22 protein-coding genes are annotated in these 21,090 nt (G+C 61.6%); 13 read left to right on the plus strand and 9 right to left on the minus strand.

Features of this window, described 5'->3' with window-relative positions:
• Positions 1–35: 35 nt before the first annotated feature.
• Positions 36–767: a carbonic anhydrase gene (locus J1G37_RS23485; protein WP_124527067.1), complete on the plus strand. Its 732-nt coding sequence runs from the start codon at positions 36–38 to the stop codon at positions 765–767.
• Between the two features lie 85 nt (positions 768–852).
• Positions 853–2,388: a SulP family inorganic anion transporter gene (locus J1G37_RS23490; protein ID WP_207045638.1), complete on the plus strand. Its 1,536-nt coding sequence runs from the start codon at positions 853–855 to the stop codon at positions 2,386–2,388.
• A gap of 167 nt (positions 2,389–2,555) precedes the next feature.
• Here the strand turns inward: J1G37_RS23490 and J1G37_RS23495 are convergent, their stop codons facing one another.
• Complete coding sequence (locus tag J1G37_RS23495) at positions 2,556–3,203, minus strand: hypothetical protein (protein ID WP_017734712.1); 648 nt, start codon at positions 3,201–3,203, stop codon at positions 2,556–2,558.
• A 367-nt stretch (positions 3,204–3,570) separates the two neighbouring features.
• On the opposite strand from J1G37_RS23495, the gene coxB reads away from it, so the two are divergent.
• The 4 genes from coxB to J1G37_RS23515 all read left to right on the plus strand — a co-directional run bounded on the left by coxB (position 3,571) and on the right by J1G37_RS23515 (position 7,953).
• The gene (coxB, locus tag J1G37_RS23500) at positions 3,571–4,698 is read left to right on the plus strand and encodes a cytochrome c oxidase subunit II (protein WP_207045640.1); all 1,128 of its coding nucleotides are present in this window, start codon (positions 3,571–3,573) and stop codon (positions 4,696–4,698) included.
• A gap of 58 nt (positions 4,699–4,756) precedes the next feature.
• Positions 4,757–6,343, plus strand: a complete 1,587-nt coding sequence (gene ctaD, locus J1G37_RS23505) for a cytochrome c oxidase subunit I (RefSeq protein ID WP_124527070.1) — start codon at positions 4,757–4,759, stop codon at positions 6,341–6,343.
• Between the two features lie 135 nt (positions 6,344–6,478).
• On the plus strand, positions 6,479–7,030 hold the full coding sequence (locus J1G37_RS23510; protein WP_207045642.1) for a cytochrome c oxidase assembly protein: 552 nt from the start codon (positions 6,479–6,481) through the stop codon (positions 7,028–7,030).
• Positions 7,031–7,065: 35 nt separating this feature from the next.
• Positions 7,066–7,953: a cytochrome c oxidase subunit 3 gene (locus tag J1G37_RS23515; RefSeq protein ID WP_124527072.1), complete on the plus strand. Its 888-nt coding sequence runs from the start codon at positions 7,066–7,068 to the stop codon at positions 7,951–7,953.
• A gap of 6 nt (positions 7,954–7,959) precedes the next feature.
• Here J1G37_RS23515 and J1G37_RS23520 read toward each other — a convergent pair whose 3' ends face one another.
• Positions 7,960–8,163 carry a twin transmembrane helix small protein gene (locus tag J1G37_RS23520; RefSeq protein ID WP_017734707.1) on the minus strand — a complete coding sequence of 68 codons (204 nt, stop codon included), beginning with the start codon at positions 8,161–8,163 and terminating at the stop codon, positions 7,960–7,962.
• A 28-nt stretch (positions 8,164–8,191) separates the two neighbouring features.
• Between J1G37_RS23520 and J1G37_RS23525 the strand changes: the two genes are divergently transcribed.
• The 5 genes from J1G37_RS23525 to J1G37_RS23545 are packed head-to-tail and all read left to right on the plus strand — an operon-like array spanning position 8,192 to position 12,115.
• A complete protein-coding gene (locus J1G37_RS23525) occupies positions 8,192–8,956 on the plus strand; it encodes an SURF1 family protein (RefSeq protein ID WP_207045644.1) in 765 nt (254 codons plus the stop codon).
• On the plus strand, positions 8,922–9,506 hold the full coding sequence (locus J1G37_RS23530) for a hypothetical protein (protein WP_207045646.1): 585 nt from the start codon (positions 8,922–8,924) through the stop codon (positions 9,504–9,506). The genes J1G37_RS23525 and J1G37_RS23530 overlap by 35 nt, the downstream gene beginning before the upstream one ends.
• A gap of 10 nt (positions 9,507–9,516) precedes the next feature.
• Positions 9,517–10,596 carry a COX15/CtaA family protein gene (locus tag J1G37_RS23535; RefSeq protein ID WP_207045648.1) on the plus strand — a complete coding sequence of 360 codons (1,080 nt, stop codon included), beginning with the start codon at positions 9,517–9,519 and terminating at the stop codon, positions 10,594–10,596.
• Positions 10,584–11,483 carry a heme o synthase gene (cyoE, locus tag J1G37_RS23540; protein ID WP_207045650.1) on the plus strand — a complete coding sequence of 300 codons (900 nt, stop codon included), beginning with the start codon at positions 10,584–10,586 and terminating at the stop codon, positions 11,481–11,483. Before J1G37_RS23535 ends, cyoE begins: the two co-directional genes overlap by 13 nt.
• Entirely contained in the window at positions 11,480–12,115 is a 636-nt protein-coding gene (locus tag J1G37_RS23545; RefSeq protein ID WP_207045652.1) for an SCO family protein, read from the plus strand. Before cyoE ends, J1G37_RS23545 begins: the two co-directional genes overlap by 4 nt.
• Before the next feature lie 175 nt (positions 12,116–12,290).
• Here J1G37_RS23545 and J1G37_RS23550 read toward each other — a convergent pair whose 3' ends face one another.
• Genes J1G37_RS23550 through J1G37_RS23560 form a run of 3 tightly spaced genes read right to left on the minus strand, consistent with a single transcriptional unit; the run spans position 12,291 to position 14,794 of the window.
• On the minus strand, positions 12,291–13,061 hold the full coding sequence (locus J1G37_RS23550) for a MetQ/NlpA family ABC transporter substrate-binding protein (protein WP_207045653.1): 771 nt from the start codon (positions 13,059–13,061) through the stop codon (positions 12,291–12,293).
• Positions 13,062–13,112: 51 nt separating this feature from the next.
• Positions 13,113–13,787 carry a methionine ABC transporter permease gene (locus J1G37_RS23555; protein ID WP_207045656.1) on the minus strand — a complete coding sequence of 225 codons (675 nt, stop codon included), beginning with the start codon at positions 13,785–13,787 and terminating at the stop codon, positions 13,113–13,115.
• Positions 13,787–14,794 carry a methionine ABC transporter ATP-binding protein gene (locus J1G37_RS23560; RefSeq protein WP_017734699.1) on the minus strand — a complete coding sequence of 336 codons (1,008 nt, stop codon included), beginning with the start codon at positions 14,792–14,794 and terminating at the stop codon, positions 13,787–13,789. Before J1G37_RS23560 ends, J1G37_RS23555 begins: the two co-directional genes overlap by 1 nt.
• A 228-nt stretch (positions 14,795–15,022) precedes the next feature.
• Here J1G37_RS23560 and katE point away from each other — a divergent pair, with 228 nt between their 5' ends.
• Positions 15,023–17,152 carry a catalase HPII gene (gene katE, locus J1G37_RS23565; protein ID WP_207045659.1) on the plus strand — a complete coding sequence of 710 codons (2,130 nt, stop codon included), beginning with the start codon at positions 15,023–15,025 and terminating at the stop codon, positions 17,150–17,152.
• Positions 17,153–17,254: 102 nt separating this feature from the next.
• Here the strand turns inward: katE and J1G37_RS23570 are convergent, their stop codons facing one another.
• The 4 genes from J1G37_RS23570 to J1G37_RS23585 are packed head-to-tail and all read right to left on the minus strand — an operon-like array spanning position 17,255 to position 20,072.
• Positions 17,255–17,974 (minus strand): PA5502 family lipoprotein, encoded by a 720-nt coding sequence (locus J1G37_RS23570; RefSeq protein ID WP_207045660.1) that lies wholly within the window; start codon positions 17,972–17,974, stop codon positions 17,255–17,257.
• A 37-nt stretch (positions 17,975–18,011) separates the two neighbouring features.
• On the minus strand, positions 18,012–18,800 hold the full coding sequence (znuB, locus tag J1G37_RS23575; protein ID WP_017734696.1) for a zinc ABC transporter permease subunit ZnuB: 789 nt from the start codon (positions 18,798–18,800) through the stop codon (positions 18,012–18,014).
• Entirely contained in the window at positions 18,793–19,578 is a 786-nt protein-coding gene (znuC, locus tag J1G37_RS23580; RefSeq protein ID WP_017734695.1) for a zinc ABC transporter ATP-binding protein ZnuC, read from the minus strand. The genes znuB and znuC overlap by 8 nt, the downstream gene beginning before the upstream one ends.
• Complete coding sequence (locus J1G37_RS23585) at positions 19,578–20,072, minus strand: Fur family transcriptional regulator (protein WP_169898891.1); 495 nt, start codon at positions 20,070–20,072, stop codon at positions 19,578–19,580. Before J1G37_RS23585 ends, znuC begins: the two co-directional genes overlap by 1 nt.
• 46 nt (positions 20,073–20,118) lie before the next feature.
• Between J1G37_RS23585 and J1G37_RS23590 the strand changes: the two genes are divergently transcribed.
• Entirely contained in the window at positions 20,119–21,048 is a 930-nt protein-coding gene (locus tag J1G37_RS23590) for a zinc ABC transporter substrate-binding protein (RefSeq protein ID WP_207045662.1), read from the plus strand.
• Positions 21,049–21,090 lie beyond the last annotated feature (42 nt).

Consider the following 21,090-nt stretch of genomic DNA (forward strand, 5'->3'; position numbering starts at 1 on the left):
TGAATACTCCCCTGCATTAACCAAGAGGATGAATCATGAGTGATAAGGATAAACAGCCGTTGGCTGCGTCGGCTTCAGCCCCAGAGGTGGCGGAAACCGCCGATGCAGCGCTAAAGCATATCGTTGACGGCTTTTTGCATTTCCATCACGACGTCTTCCCCCAGCAGGAAGAACTCTTCAAGAAACTCGCCACGGCCCAGAGCCCACGGGCGATGTTCATTACCTGCGCCGACTCGCGCATCGTCCCCGAACTGATTACCCAGAGTTCGCCGGGCGACCTGTTCGTGACCCGTAACGTCGGCAACGTGGTGCCGCCCTACGGCCAGATGAATGGTGGTGTTTCCACGGCCATCGAGTACGCGGTACTCGCCCTGGGCGTGCAGCACATCATTGTCTGTGGGCACTCCGATTGCGGTGCGATGCGCGCGGTGCTCAACCCCGACAGCCTGGAAAAAATGCCAACGGTAAAGGCCTGGCTGCGGCATGCCGAGGTCGCCAAGACCATGGTCCATGACAACTGCGACTGCGCCAACGAAAGCGAAAGCATGAAGGTGCTGACCGAAGAAAACGTCATCGCCCAGTTGCAACACTTGCGCACCCACCCTTCCGTGGCTTCGCGCATGGCCAATGGTCATTTGTTTATCCATGGCTGGATCTACAACATCGAGACCAGCGAAATCCGCGCCTACGATGCCGATCAGTCCACGTTCAGACCCCTGAACGGCGAAGGGCCAATCCCTTGCGCGACGCCTAAAGCGCGCTTCTAAAACACTTCCCTGCCGGGTAATGCGGTGGCTGCCATGGATGCAGCCAGGTATTACCGCGCCCGGCGAATGCCTCGGGAGAGTCATCATGCGTGCTGCTCAATTGAAAGCTGTATTACCACGGGAGCTGCTCGCCTCGGTGGTTGTGTTCCTGGTCGCCCTGCCCTTGTGCATGGGTATTGCGATTGCGTCCGGCATGCCGCCGGCCAAGGGGTTGATCACCGGGATCATCGGTGGCCTGGTCGTCGGGTGGCTGGCGGGCTCGCCGCTGCAAGTCAGCGGCCCGGCGGCAGGCCTGGCGGTGTTGGTGTTTGAGCTGGTGCGCCAACACGGAATGATGATGCTGGGGCCGATCCTCCTGCTGGCGGGCTTCCTGCAACTGGTGGCTGGGCGTTTGCGCCTGGGCTGCTGGTTCCGCGTAACGGCGCCGGCGGTGGTGTATGGCATGTTGGCAGGCATTGGCGTGCTGATTGTGCTGTCGCAGATCCATGTGATGCTCGACGGTGTGCCCAAGCCTTCGGGGTTGGATAACCTGGCGGGCTTCCCGGCGGCAGTGGCGCAGGCCATTCCCGGCCTGGGTTGGCAGGCGGGTTTGCTCGGGTTATCGACGATGCTGGTGATGTACCTGTGGGACAAACTTCGTCCGAAAACCCTGCGCTTTGTGCCTGGTGCGTTGCTGGGAGTGGGCCTGACCACGCTGGTCAGCCTGATGCTGGCGTTGCAAGTCAAGCGTGTGGAAGTCCCGGAAAACCTCGCGGACGCCATCGACTGGCTGCGCCCCAGCGACCTCTTGAACCTGGCCGATCCTCAGCTGTTGATCGCGGCATTCGCCGTGGCCTTTATCGCCAGCGCCGAGACCTTGCTCTCCGCCGCCGCGGTGGACCGTATGCACAACGGCCAGCGTTCGGATTTCGACAAGGAATTGTCCGCTCAAGGTGTCGGCAACATGTTGTGCGGCCTGGTCGGCGCCCTGCCGATGACCGGCGTGATCGTGCGCAGCTCCGCCAATGTTCAGGCCGGTGCCACCACGCGTTTATCGGCGATGTTCCACGGGCTGTGGCTGTTGGCATTCGTGCTGTTGCTGTCGAGTGTGCTGCAAAGCATTCCGGTGGCGAGCCTGGCGGGTGTGCTGGTGTACACCGGGATCAAGCTGGTGGACATCAAGGCATTCAAAGCGTTGGGACGTTATGGGCGCATGCCGATGTTCACCTATGCGGCGACGGCGCTGGCGATCATCTTTACCGACCTGCTGACCGGTGTGCTGGTGGGCTTCGGACTCACGCTGGTGAAGCTGGCATTCAAGGCGTCGCGCTTGAAGGTGAGCCTGATCGACCTGCCCCAGGACGGTGAGATGGAACTGCGCTTGAGTGGTGCGGCGACGTTCCTGAAAGTACCGGCGTTGACCCAGGTGTTGTCGACGGTGCCGGCGGGGACGACCGTGCATGTGCCGCTGAACAACCTGAGTTACATCGACCATTCCTGCCTGGAGTTGCTGGAGGAATGGGGGCGGGCCAATGCGGCGAAGGGCTCGAAACTGGTGATCGAGGCGCGTGGGTTGAAGCGCCGGTTGGAAGGCCGGGTGCGGATGACGACGGGGATAGGCTCAGCAGCACCGACTGGCTGACGAAACCGGATCAAAAATGTGGGAGCTGGCTTTTGTGGGAGCCGGGCTTGCCCGCGATGCAGGCACCTCGGTGTTTCAGTTGCACTGAGGTGATGCTATCGCAGGCAAGCCAGCTCCCACAAAAGCCTGCTCCCACACACACATTGGTCCGTTATCGGCTGCGAGATTTAAGCTGGTTGATCCAGCGCCAACTCCACACCCAGTTGGCGCGACAGGCACGGCCAGCGCTTCCACGCCGCTTCCGTGTCCGGGCTCTTGAGCGTTTCGCGATAAGCCTCCACCGACTCCAGCGCAAAGCTGTCTTCGTTGAGCATCTCATCCACAGCCAGATGCACGGCCTCATCCAGGCTGTTGGCAAATGCTTCGCCGATCAGTTGGTGCGCAATCAGGTTGGCGACGGTGGTGTCCGCCGGGATCAACGGCTGGCCGAAATGCTTGATATACAAATCGTTTACTTCTTCCACCAGGCGATGGGCCAGGTAGGCCTCGTCCAGCAGGCCGTCGAGCCCTTCGTGCCCGGCGAGGATCGCGGGCGGCTGCAGGAAAAATTGCTCGGCGATTTTCAGCACCGGCTTGATCTGGCTTTCGATACCGGCCTCGCGGGCCACGTCGTTGGCGGCGTCGAGCAAATCCGGGACGAGGTCGATATAGGCGGTCACGAAGCGCGTCATGACAATGTTGCGATCACCGTCAGCCAAAGAAATGGCCGAATGCAGGTGCGGCAATTGGGTTTCCAGTTGCTGGGCCAGCTGGCCCGTGCTGGCTTCGTGTTGATGGGCACGGGAAATCTGCTCGCGCAATGCGGCGGTGTTCATGAGGGCTCCAGTGATGCAGGCGTAGGAAAAGGGAGAGGATAAGGTAGCTCGTTTATACGAGCGCCTCAGACGCATTTGTCATAATTATTTCATGGTTATGCGCCTGCGTTATATCGAAATGCCATCGTTCGTCGGATAAACGATTCCGCCCCCGGTTTTATTGGCTCCGCCCGTCTGTTTTCGCTGATTTGTCCCCACACATTGCGGGGTTGCAGGTGCTGTCTATACTCGGTTTTGTAAGCAATTAGCTGATGACGCCAGACTGCATAAGCAGGTGAGGCTAAGCGGTTGTAAGCAGTATGGAAGCCGCTCCCTTCGACGCAGGTGCAAACCGGCGGGATAACAAGAACGATAAGGGGAACCCGCAATGACGCGACATCCACACGTTTGGATGGGCCTTCTGTTGTGGTCGGTATTCGGCCAGGCGCACGCCGCCTGGACCACGAATATGGCGCCAGGGGCGACTGAAGTCAGCCACGCTGTGTTTGACCTGCACATGACCATTTTCTGGATCTGTGTGGTGATCGGCATCATCGTGTTTGGCGCGATGTTCTGGTCGATGATCCTGCACCGCCGGTCCACGGGCCAGGTGGCGGCCAAGTTCCACGAGAGCACCACCGTGGAGATCCTCTGGACCGTGGTGCCCTTGCTGATCCTCGTCGCAATGGCCATTCCGGCGACCAAGACCCTGATCAATATCTACGACAGCAGTGAGTCGGATATCGATATCCAGGTCACCGGCTACCAGTGGAAGTGGCACTACAAATACTTGGGCCAGGATGTGGAGTTCTTCAGCAACCTGGCCACCCCCGCCGAGCAGATCCATAACCAGGCGACCAAGGGCGAGCACTACCTGCTGGAGGTCGATCAGCCGCTGGTATTGCCGGTGGGCGCCAAGGTGCGCTTCCTGGTGACCGCCGCCGACGTGATCCACTCCTGGTGGGTGCCGGCCTTTGCGGTCAAGCGCGACGCCATCCCCGGCTTCGTCAACGAGGCCTGGACCCGCGTCGAGAAGCCCGGCATCTACCGCGGCCAATGCGCCGAGCTGTGTGGCAAGGATCACGGTTTCATGCCGATCGTGGTCGAGGTCAAGTCCAAGGCCGACTACGACACTTGGTTGGCCGAGCGCAAAGACGAAGCCGCCAAGCTCAAGGAACTGACCTCCAAAGAGTGGACGCTGGAAGAGCTGGTGGCGCGTGGCGACAAGGTCTACCACACCACCTGCGTGGCCTGTCACCAGGCGGAAGGCCAGGGCCTGCCGCCGATGTTCCCGGCGCTCAAGGGCTCGAAGATCGCCACCGGCCCTGCGGCTGACCACCTGAGCATCGTTTACCACGGCAAGCCCGGTACCGCGATGGCCGCCTTCGGCAAGCAGCTCTCGGAAGTGGATATCGCCGCCGTTGTCACCTACGAGCGCAACGCCTGGGGCAACAACAAAGGCGACATGGTCACGCCCAAAGACGTGCTGGCCATCAAGCAGGCGGAAAGCAAATGACTGACTTCAGAGCGTCCAACTCGACCGGCCCCGCCCACTTGCCCGCAGGAGAACGGCCATGAGCACTGTGATCGATGACCATGGTCACGCCGACCACGCCCACGGCCCCGCCAAAGGCCTGATGCGTTGGGTGCTGACCACCAACCACAAAGACATCGGCACGATGTACCTGTGGTTCGCCTTCGCCATGTTTCTGCTTGGTGGTTCGTTCGCCATGGTGATCCGTGCCGAACTGTTCCAGCCCGGCCTGCAGATCGTCGAACCGGCGTTCTTCAACCAGATGACCACCATGCACGGCCTGATCATGGTGTTTGGCGCGGTGATGCCGGCGTTTGTCGGCCTGGCCAACTGGATGATCCCGCTGATGATCGGCGCGCCGGACATGGCCCTGCCGCGCATGAACAACTTCAGCTTCTGGCTGCTGCCGGCGGCGTTCCTGCTGCTGGTCTCGACCCTGTTCACCCCCGGTGGCGGGCCCAATTTCGGCTGGACCTTCTACGCCCCGCTCTCCACCACCTATGCGCCGGAAAGCGTGACGTTCTTCATCTTCGCCATTCACCTGATGGGCATCAGTTCGATCATGGGCGCGATCAACGTGGTCGCCACCATTCTCAACCTGCGCGCGCCGGGCATGACCTTGATGAAAATGCCGCTGTTCGTGTGGACCTGGCTGATCACTGCGTTCCTGTTGATTGCGGTGATGCCGGTGCTGGCGGGTTGCGTGACCATGATGTTGATGGACATCCACTTCGGCACCAGCTTCTTCAGCGCGGCCGGTGGCGGTGACCCGGTGTTGTTCCAGCATGTGTTCTGGTTCTTCGGCCACCCCGAGGTGTACATCATGATCCTGCCGGCCTTTGGTGCCGTCAGCTCGATCATCCCGACCTTCTCGCGCAAGCCGTTGTTCGGCTACACCTCGATGGTGTACGCCACGGCGAGCATCGCGTTCCTGTCGTTCATCGTGTGGGCGCACCACATGTTCGTGGTGGGCATTCCGCTGGTGGGCGAGTTGTTCTTCATGTACGCGACCTTGCTGATCGCCGTGCCGACGGGGGTCAAGGTGTTCAACTGGGTCAGCACCATGTGGCAAGGCTCGCTGACCTTCGAGACGCCGATGCTGTTTGCCGTGGCCTTTGTGATCCTGTTCACCATCGGCGGCTTCTCCGGGTTGATGCTGGCGATTGCCCCGGCAGACTTCCAGTACCACGACACCTACTTTGTGGTGGCGCACTTCCATTACGTACTGGTGCCCGGCGCGATCTTCGGCATCTTCGCCTCGGCCTACTACTGGCTGCCGAAATGGACCGGCCACATGTACGACGAAACCCTGGGCAAGCTGCACTTCTGGCTGTCTTTCGTGGGCATGAACATGGCGTTCTTCCCGATGCACTTTGTAGGGTTGGCAGGTATGCCGCGGCGGGTGCCGGACTACAACCTGCAGTTCGCCGACTTCAACATGGTGTCGTCGATTGGCGCGTTCATGTTCGGCGCCACGCAGATCTTCTTCCTGTTTATCGTGATCAAGTGCATCCGTGGCGGCCCGCCGGCACCGGCCAAGCCGTGGGATGGGGCTGAAGGGCTGGAGTGGAGCGTGCCTTCGCCGGCGCCGTACCACACCTTTACTACGCCGCCGGAGGTCAAATGAACAGGCCGCCACAGATCCCCTGTGGGAGCGGGCTTGCCCGCGATGGCGGTGTGTCAGGCGCTGCAAATGTCGGCTGTGAGGCCCTCATCGCGGGCAAGCCCGCTCCCACAGAAAATCAAAAGCTGGGGGTGTGTGATGGCTGAGTCTGTGCCAATCAGGCGCTTGGTCACCCGCCTGCTGATCCTGGTGGTCGCCATGTTCGCCTTCGGCTTCGCCCTGGTGCCGATCTACGACGTGATGTGCAAGGCATTCGGCATCAACGGCAAGACCGCCGGGCAGTACGAAGGCTCGCAGGTGGTGGATCCCTCACGGCAGGTGCGCGTGCAGTTCCTCTCCACCAACGCCATCGACATGGTCTGGGAGTTCCATGCCAAGGCCGATGAGGTGGTGGTCAATCCCGGTGCGGTCACCGAGATGCTGTTCGTGGCCTACAACCCCACGGACAAGGCCATGACCGCCCAGGCGGTGCCGAGCATCTCCCCGGCGGAAGCGGCGATGTACTTCCACAAGACCGAATGTTTTTGCTTTACCCAGCAAGTGTTGCAGCCGGGCCAGCGCATCGAGATGCCGGTGCGTTTTATCGTCGATCGCGACATGCCCAAGGATGTGAAGCATTTGACCCTGGCGTACACGCTGTTTGATATCACTGCGCGCCAACCGCCGGTGGCCGTCCACAGCGGCGGCTAGCTACTGTTTGCCCCCTCAATCAGGAGAGCGAATACATGTCGTCTCATGATACGTACTACGTACCAGCGCAAAGCAAATGGCCAATAATTGCCACGGTTGGCATGCTGGTCACGGTGTACGGCCTGGCCGTGTGGTTCAACGATCTCAAGGCCGCGCGCCCGGAATCCCACGGCCCGTGGATCTTTTTCGTCGGCGGGCTGTTGCTGGCCTACATGTTGTTTGGCTGGTTCGGCGCGGTGATCAAGGAAAGCCGCGCCGGTTTGTACAGTCCGCAGATGGACCGCTCGTTCCGATGGGGCATGACCTGGTTCATCTTTTCCGAGGTGATGTTCTTTATCGCATTCTTCGGTGCACTGTTTTATGTACGGCACATGTCGGCGCCGTGGCTGGCGGGCGAGGGCTCAAAAGGCATCGCGCACATGCTGTGGCCGAACTTCGAGTTTGCCTGGCCGTTGCTCAACAACCCTGACCCAAAACTGTACCCCGCGCCCGAAGGCACGATCAGCCCGTGGGGCCTGCCGCTGGTCAACACCATCTTGCTGGTGAGTTCCAGCGTGACCATCACCATTGCTCACCACGCGTTGCGCAAAGGTCATCGCGGGGCGCTGAAGATCTGGCTGGCGATCACCGTGCTGCTGGGGTTGGCGTTTCTCGGGTTCCAGGCCGAGGAATACATCCACGCCTATAAAGAGCTGGGCCTGACCTTGGGCTCGGGCGTGTACGGCGCGACGTTCTTCATGCTCACCGGTTTCCACGGCGCCCACGTGACCATCGGCACGATCATTCTGTTTGTGATGCTGATGCGCATCCTCAAGGGGCACTTCAATGCCGAGCATCAGTTCGGCTTCGAAGCGGCGAGCTGGTATTGGCACTTTGTGGATGTGGTGTGGATCGGCCTGTTTTTCTTCGTCTATGTGCTGTGAGGCGATTTACCACGGCGCGTGAGAAACCAGCTGGCCGCTGAAAAAGCCCCAGGTAATCAATGCCAGGGTGATCACGGCGAACACGACACGCACGGTCAAGGCAGTGACGAGGCGATTGGAGTTGCCCTCGTCCTTGACCAGGAAGAACAAGCCACTGAACAGGCTCACAACGGTCGCGATCAGCATCAGGGCAATAGCGGCTTTGAGCATGGTCGGGCTCCAATGGGATGGGCGGGCAATGAAAACAAGTATAGCCAGCGCCATAAAATGCTTTAGTCCCGGGATCGCGCCGACACTGGTGGTGTTGGTGCTGCTGCCCTTGATGGTAGGCCTGGGGTTTTGGCAACTGTCTCGCGGCCATGAAAAGCAGCTGCTGGTGGACAGTTACGCCGAGCGGCGCGCGGCGGAGCCGATCAGCAGCGCGCAACTCAACGACATGCCTGACCCGGCCTTTCGCCGCGTGCGCTTGCGCGGCCAATTTGACGCCGAACACAGCGTGTTGCTCGACAACCGCATGCGCGACGGCAAGGCCGGCGTAGAGCTGCTGCAACCCTTCCACGACCAGGCCAGCGGCCTCTGGCTGTTGCTCAATCGCGGCTGGCTGCCCTGGCCAGACCGACGCACCCCGCCCGCCTTCACCACACCGGCTACGCCGGTGAATCTCGACGCCTGGGTGTATGTCGCCCCCGGCGAAACCTTCCAGCTGCATGCCGACCCGACGACCGCGCAATGGCCGCGCCTGTTGACCGCCTTGCACCCTGGCGAGCTGTGGGCGGAACTGGGTCGCAGCGGCTTTGCCTACGAGCTGCGCGCCGAAGCCGGCCCCGGTACGTACGACACCACTTGGGCCGTGGTCGCCATGGGCCCGGAAAAACACCTCGCCTACGCCGTGCAATGGTTCGCCATGGCCCTGGCGTTGCTCGCGCTGTACCTCTACCTCGGCTGGCACAACACAAAGGAGAAGTCCCATGGGAGCGGCCATGAATCCACTCAACATGTCTGAGACGCCGGACCGGCGCAAAGGCCGCTGGCAGTTGATCCTGATCCTGATGATGGTGATCGGCCCGATGGTGCTTGCCACGTTCATGTACAAATTGCAGTTCTGGGTGCCGGACAGCCGCAGCTACCACGGCGAGATGATCGGCAACGGCCAGACCCGCGCCGACATCGGCGTGCAGGCCGATGAAGAGCGCTGGCAGCTATTGGTCACCGCACCCGCCGCCTGCGCTTCCGACTGCCAGCAACTGGTGTACCTGGCGCGCCAACTGCAAATCGGCCTGGGGCGTGATGCATCGCGCGCCAGCCATGCCTTGGCCAGTGCGCAGCCGGTGGGCGCCGAGTACGAGGCCAAGCTGAAGGCCGAATATCCGCAACTGCAACGTTACCCGCTGGACCTGCCGACGTTCCGCAAGGACGCCGCCGCGCCAGGCGATGCGCAGCTATGGATCGTCGATCCCCACGGCAACCTGGTGTTGCGCTACGACGCCACGGTCAAGGGCAAGGACTTGCTCAACGACCTGCGCCACCTGCTGAAACTGTCGAATATCGGATAAGGGCATCGTCATGGCCAAACCTGGATTTCGCCTCGCGTTGTTTGCCACCTTGCTGGCGTTGATCGTCGTATTGCTCGGCGCCTATACCCGCCTGACCCACGCCGGCCTCGGTTGCCCGGACTGGCCGGGTTGCTACGGCTTTATCAGCGTGCCGCAAAGCGAAACCCAGCTGGCCCATGCCGAATTGCACTTCCCCGATACACCGGTGGAGGCGGACAAGGGCTGGAGCGAGATGATTCATCGCTACTTCGCCGGCTCCTTGGGGTTGTTGATCGCGTTGCTGGCCGCGCGCTCGTGGAGCCATCGCCGTGACCCAGGCCAACCGGTGAAACTGCCGCTGTTCCTGTTGGCGGTGGTGATTGCCCAGGCCGCATTTGGCATGTGGACGGTGACGTTGAAGCTGTGGCCGCAGGTGGTGACCGGGCATCTGCTGGGCGGCTTTGCCACCTTGAGCCTGCTGTTTCTGCTGACGCTGCGCCTGTCAGGCGTGCTGCCCGCGCTGATCGTGCCCAAGCGTCTGCAGTACTGGGCGACGGCCGGGCTGGTGCTGGTAATCGGGCAGATTGCGCTGGGCGGCTGGGTCAGCTCCAACTATGCGGCGGTGGCCTGTATCGACCTGCCGACGTGTCATGGCGAGTGGTGGCCGGCGGCGGACTTTGCCAATGGCTTTCACCTGACCCAGCACATCGGGCCCAACTATTTGGGTGGGCAACTGGACAGCGAGGCGCGTACGGCGATTCACCTGACCCATCGCCTGGGCGCGGTGGTGCTTTCGCTGGTGTTGCTGGGCCTGGCCTGGCAACTGCGCGCCGTGGGCATGACCCGTTTGGCCGGCCTGCTGCTGATCGCCCTGGGCGCGCAAATCTGCCTGGGCTTGAGCAATGTGTATTTCCACCTGCCGCTGCCGGTGGCAGTCGGGCATAACGCCGGCGGCGCGGCGTTGCTGCTGACGCTGGTGCTGGTCAACTACCACGCCCGTACCAGCCTGGTGCGGGTGCGCAATCAGTTGCCGTTCGGCTGGCGTTTTATCCCGCGCAAACACGTCTCGGGCCTCATCACCCTTAAAGGAGAGATGCCATGGCGACCTTGACTGGTGCGCGGCAAAACCAGGCGATATGGCGTGACTATTTGGAGCTGACCAAGCCGAAAGTGGTGGTGCTGATGCTCGTCACCTCGCTGGTGGGCATGTTCCTCGCCACCCGCGCCGGCGTGCCGTGGGCGGTGTTGGTGTTTGGCAACCTGGGGATTGCCCTGTGTGCCGGCGGTGCGGCGGCGGTCAATCATGTGGTGGATCGGCGGATCGATGCGGTGATGGCGCGCACCCACAAGCGGCCGTTGGCCGAAGGACGTGTGTCGCCCGTGGCGGCGCTGGTCTTTGCATTGTTACTGGCGGTTGCAGGGCTGGCCCTGTTGCTGGCGTTCACCAACCCGTTGGCGGCGTGGCTGACGTTGGCTTCGCTGTTGGGTTATGCGGTGATCTACACCGGCTTTCTCAAGCGGGCGACGCCACAGAATATCGTGATCGGCGGCTTGGCCGGTGCGGCGCCTCCGCTGCTGGGTTGGGTCGCCGTCACCGGCCATATCAGCGCCGAACCTTTGCTGCTGGTGCTGATCATCTTCGCCTGGACCCCGCCGCACTTCTGGGCCCTGGCCATCCATCGCAAGGAGGAATACGCCAAGGCCGACATCCCGATGCTGCCGGTCACCCACGGCGAGCACTACACCAAGGTGCATATCCTGCTCTACACCTTCGCCCTGCTGGCGGTGAGCCTGATGCCCTTTGTCATTCATATGAGCGGCGTGCTCTATCTGGGGTGTGCCCTCTTATTGGGCGCGCGCTTTCTGCAATGGGCCTTGGTGTTGTACCGTGGCGCTCAGCCGCACGCGGCGATCAACACCTTCAAGTACTCTATCTGGTACTTGCTGCTGCTGTTTATCGCCCTGCTCGTCGACCACTACCTACTGTTGAGCCTATGACTCGTACTCAAAAAACCGTCTTTATCCTGGTGGCCATTGTCGCGTTGATCATGGGCCTGACCGTCAACAAAGTGCTCAGTGGCAAAGGTCAGGGCGACCCCACCGCGCTGATCGATGCCGGCATCATCTTGCTACCGCAAAGCCGCCAACTGCCGCCAGTGACCATGACAGACCAGGAAGGCCAGCCGGTGCTGGTCAATGAGTTGAAGGGCAAGTGGAGCCTGCTGTTCTTCGGCTACACCTTCTGCCCGGACATCTGCCCGACCACCCTCGCCCAGCTGCGCCAGATCAAGAGCGAGCTGCCCAAGGAGGCGGTGGACAAGTTGCAGGTGATCCTGGTCAGCGTTGACCCCAACCGCGACACGCCGACCCAGCTCAAGCAATACCTGGGCTACTTCGACCCGCAGTTTGTTGGCCTGACCGGCGCGAATGTGGAGGAGGTGCAGAAGGTCTCGAATGCGGTGAGCATCCCGTTCATTCCGGCGGATACCAGCAAGCCGAACTACACGGTGGACCACAGCGGCAACCTGGCGCTGATCGGGCCGGACGGGACGCAGCGTGGGTTTATTCGGGCGCCGTTGAATAACCAGAAGTTGGTGGTGCAGTTGCCGGTGTTGCTGCAGCGCCAATAACAAACAACACAAAACAAAAGTGGGAGCCGGGCTTGTGTGGGAGCTGGCTTGCCTGCGATTGCATCACCTTGGTGTGACTGACACACCTCGGTGCCTGCATCGCAGGCAAGCCAGCTCCCACACAAGCCAGCTCCCACATTTTTTTGATCTCCGGTGTAGGGGAGATCGAGTCAGATCAGAACGCCGGCTTGATCGCGCCTTTGTACTTCTCTTCGATGAATTTCTTCACTTCCGGTGTGTGCAGGGCTGCAACCAGCTTCTTCACCGCGTCCGAATCCTTGTTGTCTTCGCGGGTCACCAGGATGTTCACGTAAGGCGAGTCGCTGCCTTCGATGACCAGTGCGTCCTTGGAAGGGTCCAGCTTGGCTTCCAGGGCGTAGTTGGTGTTGATCAGCGCCAGATCAACCTGGGTCAGTACGCGCGGCAGGGTGGCGGCTTCCAGCTCGCGGAACTTCAGTTTCTTGCTGTTACCGGTGATGTCCTTGATGGTCGACAGGATGTTGGTCGGGTCCTTCAGGGTGATCAGGTTGTGCTTGGCCAGCAGCAGCAGCGCGCGGCCGCCGTTGGTGGCGTCGTTCGGGATCACCACGTTGGCGCCGTCCGGCAGCTCGGCGAGGGTCTTGTACTTGCTGGAGTAAGCGCCCAGGGGCTCCAGGTGCACGGCGCCAACGCTCACCAGGTGCGTGCCCTTGGCCTTGTTGAACTCATCCAGGTACGGCTGGTGCTGGAAGAAGTTGGCGTCCAGGCGCTTTTCCGCGACCTGTACGTTGGGCTGCACGTAGTCGGTGAAGACCTTGACCTGCAAGTCCACGCCTTCTTTGGCCAGGGCCGGTTTCACGAATTCGAGGATTTCCGCGTGCGGCACCGGCGAGGCCGCGACCGTGATGGTCTCGGCGTGGGCGGAAAACGCGGCAACGGCGGCGAAAGCAACCAGTAGTATTTTCATCCAGCAAGCTCCTTGTTCGGGCATTTGCCGACAAATCGTCGGCAATGGCCGTTATTTTCGAGAAAAGTGCACCACCAGCTTGTCGCCGACGGTTTGCAGAATTTGCACCAGGATCAACAGCATCACCACGGTGACCACCATCACATCGGTCTGGAAACGCTGGTAACCGAAACGGATCGCCAGGTCGCCCAGGCCACCGGCGCCGACCACACCGGCCATCGCCGTGTAGGAAACCAGTGTAATTGCCGTCACCGTAATCGCCGCAAAAATGCCGGGGCGTGCTTCGGGCAGCAAGGCGTTGGTAATAATCTGACGCGTAGTGGCGCCCATCGACTGGGTGGCTTCGATGATGCCGCGGTCCACTTCACGCAGGGCGGTTTCCACCAGGCGCGCGAAGAACGGCGTGGCACCGACCACCAGTGGCGGAATCGCACCGGCCACGCCCAGCGACGTGCCGGTGATCAGCACGGTGAACGGGATCATCACGATCAGCAGGATGATGAACGGCAGCGAACGCAGGATGTTCACGATCAGCGACAGCAGTGCGTACAGGCCTTTCTGTTCGAACAGTTGGCGCGGGCTGCACAGGAACAGCAGCACGCCCAGGGGCAGGCCGAGCAGCACGGTAAAGAACAGCGAACCGAACAGCATGATCATGGTGTCGCCGGTGGCGAGCCAGATTTCCGACCAGTCGATATTGGCGAAGAAGCTCAACAGGATTTCCATTAGCGCAGGACCTCCATGTGGACGTCTGCGGCGGTGAAGCGCGCAAACGCGGCGTCCATGTCGCCGCCGGTGACGGCGAGGGTCAATTGCCCGTAGGGGATGTCTTTGATGCGGTCGATACGACCGGCGAGGATGCTGTAGTCCACACCCGTTTCACGGGCGACGGTGCCCAGCAGCGGCGCGTAGGTCGCGTCGCCCTGGAACGTCAGGCGCACGATGCGGCCGGGGACGTGGGCGAAGTCGTCGCGCTGCTCGTTTTCATCGACCTGTTCGGACTCTTGCACGAAACGCTTGGTGGTCGGGTGTTTTGGGTGCAGGAACACGTCGGCCACCGAGCCTTGCTCGACGATGACGCCGGCGTCCATCACGGCCACCTGGTCGCAGACGCGGCGGATCACGTCCATTTCATGGGTGATCAGCACGATGGTCAGTTTCAGCTCGCGGTTGATCTCGGCCAACAGTTGCAGGACCGACGCGGTGGTTTGCGGGTCGAGGGCGCTGGTGGCTTCGTCGCACAGCAGAATCTTCGGCTTGGTCGCCAGGGCGCGGGCGATGCCGACGCGCTGTTTCTGGCCGCCGGACAATTGCGCCGGGTACTTCTTGGCGTGATCCGACAGACCAACGCGGGCCAGCAGCTCGGCGACGCGCAGGTCGATTTGCTTGCGCGACAATTCGCCGGCCAGGGTCAGTGGCAGCGCCACGTTGTCGGCGACGGTCTTGGACGCGAGCAGGTTGAAGTGCTGGAAGATCATCCCGACCTGCTGGCGGAAACGGCGCAGGCCGTTGGCGTCCAGAGCGGTGACTTCTTCACCATCGACAGTGATCTGACCGCCGCTGGGTTGTTCCAGGCGGTTGATCAGACGCAAAAGGGTACTTTTTCCCGCACCGGAGTGGCCGATCAAGCCAAACACCTGGCCGTTCTCGACGCGCAGGCTGGTGGGGTGCAGCGCGGGGATTTCCTTACCGGCGACGCGGTAGGTTTTATGGACGTTATGAAACTCGATCACGTAGCGAACCTTGTGGGGCGCATGGAAAAGGGATCAGCGGTTAGCCGGGCGCGCATTTTAGCCTGTCCGTATAGTCTTTCTTAGCATTTCTTTTGCATTCATCCAGCGATTTGGCAATAACGCGATCAAAGGTCATAAAAAAGGAACGGCCCAAAACCCCATCAGTCACTACTTAAGCAACGTGCTTCCCGGGTGCCGTGCCTGGGTCTGAATAAGGAGTTTTGACTGATGAGTACGAAAAAGCCAAAGAGCGAACTCGCCGGAACCGACACCCTGGACCGTAAGAACACCAATGCCAAGCTAGAGGCCTTGGAAGCATTCCGCTCTGACGCTACCGGCCAGGCCCTGCGTACTAACCAGGGCGTAAAGATTTCCGACAACCAGAACAGCTTGAAGGTCGGTGCCCGCGGGCCTTCGCTGCTCGAAGATTTCATCATGCGTGAAAAGATCACGCATTTTGACCATGAGCGCATCCCGGAGCGCATCGTGCATGCGCGGGGCACCGGTGCCCATGGGTACTTCCAGGCCTATGAGAACCACGCGGCGCTGACCAAGGCCGGGTTTCTGCGTGATCCGGGGCATAAAACCCCGGTATTCCTGCGTTTTTCCACGGTGCAGGGCCCCCGTGGCTCCGGTGATACGGTGCGCGACGTACGGGGTTTTGCCGTGAAGTTCTTCACAGACGAAGGTAACTTCGACCTGGTCGGCAACAACATGCCGGTGTTTTTCATTCAGGACGCGATCAAGTTCCCTGATTTTGTCCACGCGGTAAAGCCTGAACCCCACAACGAGATTCCTACAGGCGGTTCGGCCCACGACACCTTCTGGGACTTCGTGTCGCTGCAGCCCGAATCGGCGCACATGGTGATTTGGGCAATGTCCGATCGGGCGATTCCTAAAAGCCTACGGGCCATGCAGGGTTTTGGGGTGCACACCTTTCGCTTCATTAACGCCGAAGGGACGTCCAACTTCGTTAAATTCCACTGGCGTCCTACGGCCGGCACCTGCTCGCTGGTGTGGGACGAAGCGCAAAAGCTCGCGGGTAAAGATACCGACTACCATCGCCGCGATCTCTGGGAAGCGATTGAGATGGGCGACTACCCCGAGTGGGAATTGGGCGTGCAGGTCATTCCCGAGGACAAGGAACATGCGTTCGACTTCGATATTCTCGACCCGACCAAGCTGATCCCAGAAGAACTGGTGCCGATCACGCCGCTGGGCAAGATGGTGCTGAATCGCAACCCGGACAACTTTTTCGCTGAAGTCGAGCAGGTCGCCTTCTGCCCAGGCCATATCGTGCCGGGTATCGACTTCTCCAATGACCCGTTGTTGCAGGGCCGTCTGTTTTCCTACACCGATACGCAGATCAGCCGACTCGGTGGCCCGAACTTTCATGAGTTGCCGATCAACCGTCCGGTGGCGCCGTTCCACAACGGCCAGCGCGATGCCATGCATCGCACCACTATCGACAAAGGGCGCGCGGCGTACGAACCCAACTCCATCGATGGCGGCTGGCCGAAGGAAACCCCGTCCGCTGCGCAGGACGGTGGCTTTGAGTCCTACCATGAGCGCATCGATGCCCATAAGGTGCGCGAGCGCAGTGAGTCATTTGGCGATCACTTCTCCCAGGCGCGCCTGTTTTTCCGCAGCATGAGCAAGCATGAGCAGGAGCACATCATTGCCGCCTACAGCTTTGAGCTGGGCAAGGTGGAGCGTGAGCACATCCGTGTGCGCCAGGTGAATGAGATCCTCGCCAACATCGACCTGGAGTTGGCCAAGCGTGTGGCGCAGAACCTGGGCTTGCCAGTGCCGAAAAAAGGCACGGTGCCGGAGCGCAAAGTATCGTTGTCGCGCTCACCGGCCCTGAGCCAGGCGAACTTGCTGTCGGGTGATATCAAGACGCGCAAGGTGGCGATCCTGGCCGCGAATGGCGTGGACGGTGCTGCAATCGACGCCTTGAAGAAAGTGCTGAAGGCCGAAGGCGCCCACGCCAAAGTGCTCGGGCCGACCTCGGCACCGGTCACTACGGCGGATGGCAAGAGTTTACCGGTGGATGCGTCCATGGAAGGCTTGCCGTCCGTGGCATTCGACGCGGTGTTTGTGCCCGGCGGCGCCAAGTCGGTGATGGCGTTGAGCGAAGATGGCGTGGCGCTGCATTACCTGCTGGAGGCTTACAAGCATTTGAAAGCGATTGCGGTGGTAGGCGAGGCCAAGCAGTTGCTGGAGCTGTTGAAGCTGGAGGCTGATGCGGGGTTGATCGTCGGCGGGGACGCTAAGGCATTGAAGGCGTTTGTGGCGGCGATTGCCCAGCATCGGGTCTGGGATCGGGAGCCGAAGGCTAAGGCGATTCCGGCTTAAGTCATTGGTTGTTTTTTAAATCGCTATCGCAGGCAAGCCAGCTCCCACAGTTTGATTTGTGAACACAGTCAAAATGTGGGAGCTGGCTTGCCTGCGATGGCTTTATTGCGCCTTGCGCGGAATCAACACAACCTGCGCCGGGATCTTCTTCAGGATCTGCCGGTGCAGCTTCAGGTCATACGCCGAATCAATGCGCTTGACCCGCTTGGTCAGCAGCGTGGCCAACCATGGATAGTCTTCGGTGCGCGGCACCTGGATGCTCACATCACACTGGTAATTCACCACATCGGTGGCGATCGCATCCAGTTGATGGCGAAGTTCTTCAATATCGCGCAGGTTCAACGCCACGGTGGTGCTTTCGGCCGTCGGGTCGATGACCTTGGCCACCGGCTTGGCTTCAGCGGCTTTCAGGGCGGCTTCGGCCTGGTCCAGTTCGGCCTTGCGGGCGTGGCTGATGGCGCTGTTCACGCCGCCGGTCAGCGCCGGGGCCTTGGGCATCAGGGCGCGGGCGCGGCTGAGGGCGGTGGCGGCGGCGTTGACGTCGCCTTTTTGCAGGACGATCTGGCTGCGCTGCAGGTAGGCTTCGGCCAATTGGCGCTGGTAAGGCTCCAGCGCCGGATCGTTGGGCGACTGGGCTTGCAGCGCGGCCAACTGGTCTTCGGCGGTGGCCAGCTCACTGCTGGCGAGGTTTTGCTCCAGCTGTGCGATGGCCGTAGCGCGTGCGTCCGGGGCCTGGACGGCGGCGGGCGGTGTGCTTTGACAGGCGCCCAGCAGCAGGGAAAATGCGGCAAGGAGCAGATAACGGGAGGTGAACGGCTTCATTCCTGCGACTCTCTATTTGCGCAAAAAGCGAGCAAGTCTACACCCCTCGACGGGGCAGGACAAAACTCAGCAGAAACAGCGCGGCGGCCGTGACCACAATCGACGGCCCGGCCGGCGTGTCCTTGAACCAGGACAGCGCCAGGCCCCCGCACACGGCGAGCATCCCCAGCAGGCTGGCGCCAATCGCCATCTGCTCCGGTGAGCGGGCATGGCGCTGGGCGGCGGCTGCGGGAATGATCAGCAGCGACGTGATCAACAATACGCCGACAATCTTCATCGCGACAGCAATCACCACGGCGATCAACAACATCAGGGCCATGCGCAGGGTCGGCACGGGCAGGCCTTCGACGGTGGCGAGTTCTTCATGCACGGTGATGGCCAGCAGTGGGCGCCACAGGGCTATCAGCAGCACCAGCACCACAGCGCTGCCGCCGAGGATCCAGCCGAGGTCGGTGCTGCTGATCGCCAGCAGGTCGCCAAACAGGTAGGCCATCAGGTCGATGCGCACTTCATGCATGAAACTCAGCACCACCAGGCCCAGGGACAAGGTGCTCGGCGCGAGGATGCCGAGCAGGGTGTCGGAGGCCAGCGGCTGGCGCTGTTGCAGGGTCACCAGCAGCACCGCCAGCAACAGGCAGCCGACGGTGACGGCGATGGTCGGGCTGACATCCAGCAAGAAGCCCATGGCCACGCCCAGGAGCGCAGCGTGGGACAAGGTGTCGCCAAAATAGGCCATGCGCCGCCAGACGACGAACGAGCCCAGAGGGCCCGCCACCAACGCCAAAGCCAAGCCTGCCAGCAGGGCGTAGAGCAGAAAATCAGCCATGCTTGCAGCTATCTCCGTGAACGTGGGTATGGGGTGCGGCGGGATCGTCGACCACTTCGCCGTGCAAATCATGGGCGTGGTCGTGGTGGTGATGGTAGATCGCCAGGCTCTGTGCGTTCTTGCCGAACAGCTCGACGAACGCCGGGTCGCCGCTGACCTGCTCCGGGTGGCCGGAGCAGCACACGTGACGGTTGAGGCACACCACCTGGTCGGTGGTGCTCATCACCAGGTGCAGGTCGTGGGACACCATCAGCACGCCGCAGCCATGGCGGTCACGCAGGCGGGTGATCAGGCTGTACAGCTCGGCCTGGCCGGCAACGTCGACGCCTTGCACGGGTTCATCCAGCACCAGCAGTTCCGGCTCGCGCAGCAAGGCGCGGGCCAGCAGCACGCGCTGCATTTCGCCGCCGGAGATGCTTTGCACCGGGCTGTCGATCACCTGTTCGGCGCCGACTTCCTTGAGTGCGGCCTGGGCGCGGGCGCGGTCTACACCGGGCACCAGGCGCAGGAAGCGCAGCACGGACAGCGGCAGGGTCGGGTCGACGTGCAGTTTTTGCGGCATGTAGCCCACACGGAGCTTGGGCTTGCGCCACACGCTGCCGGTGTCGGGCTTGAGCAGGCCAAGCACGGCGCGTACCAGGGTGGTCTTGCCGGCGCCGTTGGGGCCAATCAGGGTGACGATCTGCCCAGGTTCGACGCTCAGCGCGATGTTATCCAGCACGGCTTGCCCGGCGAACGTGACCCCGACCTGTTCCAGGCGGATTAACGCGTTGCTCATCAAGCCCCCTGGCAGCCCGAGCACAGGCCGACCACTTCGACCGTTTGCCCTTCGACCCGGAAACCGACGTCGGCGGAACTCTTGATGATGGCGTCGCTGATGCTTTTTTGTTCAAGCTCGATGGCGGCATGGCACTCGCGGCAGATCAGGAACTGGCCCTGGTGCGCGTGTTCCGGGTGGTTGCAGCCGACAAACGCGTTGAGCGAAGCGATGCGGTGCACCAGGCCGTTCTCCAGCAGGAAATCCAGCGCCCGGTACACGGTAGGCGGCGCGGCGCGGCGGCCGTCCTGCTCGCTGAGCACGCCGAGGATGTCGTAGGCACCCAGCGGCTTGTGGCTCTGCCACACCAGTTCCAGCACGCGGCGACGCAAGGCGGTCAGGCGCAGGCCCTTCTGTGCGCACAGGGTGTCGGCTTCCGACAGCGCGGTATGCACGCAGTGAGAGTGGTCGTGGGGACGGCTGGCAAGCGGTGTTTTAGGCATGAGCGGCGACAGATATTTGATAGAGACGTTATTATGTTACCCGTTCCTACGCCATTGAGTGGTCATCGTGTCCCGACTTTTTCCCGTTTTTGTCGTATTTGTCGCCAGTTTGTTCGTAACCGGCGCCGCTCAGGCCGAGGTCAAGGTGCTGACCAGCATCAAGCCGCTGCAGTTGATCGCCGCCGCTGTGCAGGACGGTGTGGCCGTTCCCGAGGTGTTGTTGCCACCGGGCGCGTCGCCGCATAACTACGCGTTGCGGCCATCCGACGTACGGCGTGTGCAGTCGGTCGACCTGCTGTATTGGATCGGCCCGGACATGGAGAGCTTCCTGCCGCGCGTGTTGAAAGGTCGTACAGCGGCGACGGTGGCCGTGCAGGACCTTCCAGGGATGAAACTGCGTCGTTTCGCCGAAGATAGCCACTCCCACGCCGACGAAGCCGACGAGCATGATCACGATCATCGCCCAGGCAGCCTGGATGCGCACTTGTGGTTGTCCACGGTGAATGCGCGGGTGATTGCGGCGCGCATGGCGGCTGACCTGGCCACTGCCGACCCGGCGAATGCCGCGCGTTACCAGAGCAACGTCAAGGCGTTCAATGAGCGTCTGGATGCGTTGGATGCGCGCTTGAAGGCGCGTCTGGCGACGATTGGCGACAAGCCCTACTTCGTCTTCCATGAAGCCTTCGATTACTTCGAAGATGCCTACGGGCTCAAGCACACCGGCGTGTTCAGCGTTGCCGCTGAAGTGCAGCCAGGTGCCCAGCATGTGGCCGCGATGCGTACGCGTTTGCAGGAAGTGGGCAAGACCTGCGTGTTCAGTGAGCCGCCGTTGCGTCCGCGCTTGGCTGAGACACTGGTGGCTGGCTTGCCGGTGAAGTTGGCGGAGTTGGATGCGTTGGGTGGCTATACGCCGGCCACGGCTCAGGGGTATGAGCAGGTGCTGGAGAAGTTGGGGAATGATCTGGCCGGGTGCCTGGAGTCGCTCTGACAGCCAACACAAAACCCATGTGGGAGCGGGCTTGCCCGCGAT

This window comes from Pseudomonas sp. Marseille-Q1929, from assembly GCF_017316265.1.
In the GTDB taxonomy this organism is placed as follows: Bacteria; Pseudomonadota; Gammaproteobacteria; order Pseudomonadales; family Pseudomonadaceae; genus Aquipseudomonas.

What these genes read in the sequence shown, in the direction of transcription:
- J1G37_RS23485 (WP_124527067.1), top strand. Translation starts at nt 36, where the DNA reads ATGAGTGATAAGGATAAACAGCCGTTGGCTGCGTCGGCTTCAGCCCCA.
- J1G37_RS23490 (WP_207045638.1), top strand. Translation starts at nt 853, where the DNA reads ATGCGTGCTGCTCAATTGAAAGCTGTATTACCACGGGAGCTGCTCGCC.
- J1G37_RS23495 (WP_017734712.1), bottom strand. Translation starts at nt 3,203, where the DNA reads ATGAACACCGCCGCATTGCGCGAGCAGATTTCCCGTGCCCATCAACAC.
- coxB (WP_207045640.1), top strand. Translation starts at nt 3,571, where the DNA reads ATGACGCGACATCCACACGTTTGGATGGGCCTTCTGTTGTGGTCGGTA.
- ctaD (WP_124527070.1), top strand. Translation starts at nt 4,757, where the DNA reads ATGAGCACTGTGATCGATGACCATGGTCACGCCGACCACGCCCACGGC.
- J1G37_RS23510 (WP_207045642.1), top strand. Translation starts at nt 6,479, where the DNA reads ATGGCTGAGTCTGTGCCAATCAGGCGCTTGGTCACCCGCCTGCTGATC.
- J1G37_RS23515 (WP_124527072.1), top strand. Translation starts at nt 7,066, where the DNA reads ATGTCGTCTCATGATACGTACTACGTACCAGCGCAAAGCAAATGGCCA.
- J1G37_RS23520 (WP_017734707.1), bottom strand. Translation starts at nt 8,163, where the DNA reads ATGCTCAAAGCCGCTATTGCCCTGATGCTGATCGCGACCGTTGTGAGC.
- J1G37_RS23525 (WP_207045644.1), top strand. Translation starts at nt 8,192, where the DNA reads ATGAAAACAAGTATAGCCAGCGCCATAAAATGCTTTAGTCCCGGGATC.
- J1G37_RS23530 (WP_207045646.1), top strand. Translation starts at nt 8,922, where the DNA reads ATGGGAGCGGCCATGAATCCACTCAACATGTCTGAGACGCCGGACCGG.
- J1G37_RS23535 (WP_207045648.1), top strand. Translation starts at nt 9,517, where the DNA reads ATGGCCAAACCTGGATTTCGCCTCGCGTTGTTTGCCACCTTGCTGGCG.
- cyoE (WP_207045650.1), top strand. Translation starts at nt 10,584, where the DNA reads ATGGCGACCTTGACTGGTGCGCGGCAAAACCAGGCGATATGGCGTGAC.
- J1G37_RS23545 (WP_207045652.1), top strand. Translation starts at nt 11,480, where the DNA reads ATGACTCGTACTCAAAAAACCGTCTTTATCCTGGTGGCCATTGTCGCG.
- J1G37_RS23550 (WP_207045653.1), bottom strand. Translation starts at nt 13,061, where the DNA reads ATGAAAATACTACTGGTTGCTTTCGCCGCCGTTGCCGCGTTTTCCGCC.
- J1G37_RS23555 (WP_207045656.1), bottom strand. Translation starts at nt 13,787, where the DNA reads ATGGAAATCCTGTTGAGCTTCTTCGCCAATATCGACTGGTCGGAAATC.
- katE (WP_207045659.1), top strand. Translation starts at nt 15,023, where the DNA reads ATGAGTACGAAAAAGCCAAAGAGCGAACTCGCCGGAACCGACACCCTG.
- J1G37_RS23570 (WP_207045660.1), bottom strand. Translation starts at nt 17,974, where the DNA reads ATGAAGCCGTTCACCTCCCGTTATCTGCTCCTTGCCGCATTTTCCCTG.
- znuB (WP_017734696.1), bottom strand. Translation starts at nt 18,800, where the DNA reads ATGGCTGATTTTCTGCTCTACGCCCTGCTGGCAGGCTTGGCTTTGGCG.
- znuC (WP_017734695.1), bottom strand. Translation starts at nt 19,578, where the DNA reads ATGAGCAACGCGTTAATCCGCCTGGAACAGGTCGGGGTCACGTTCGCC.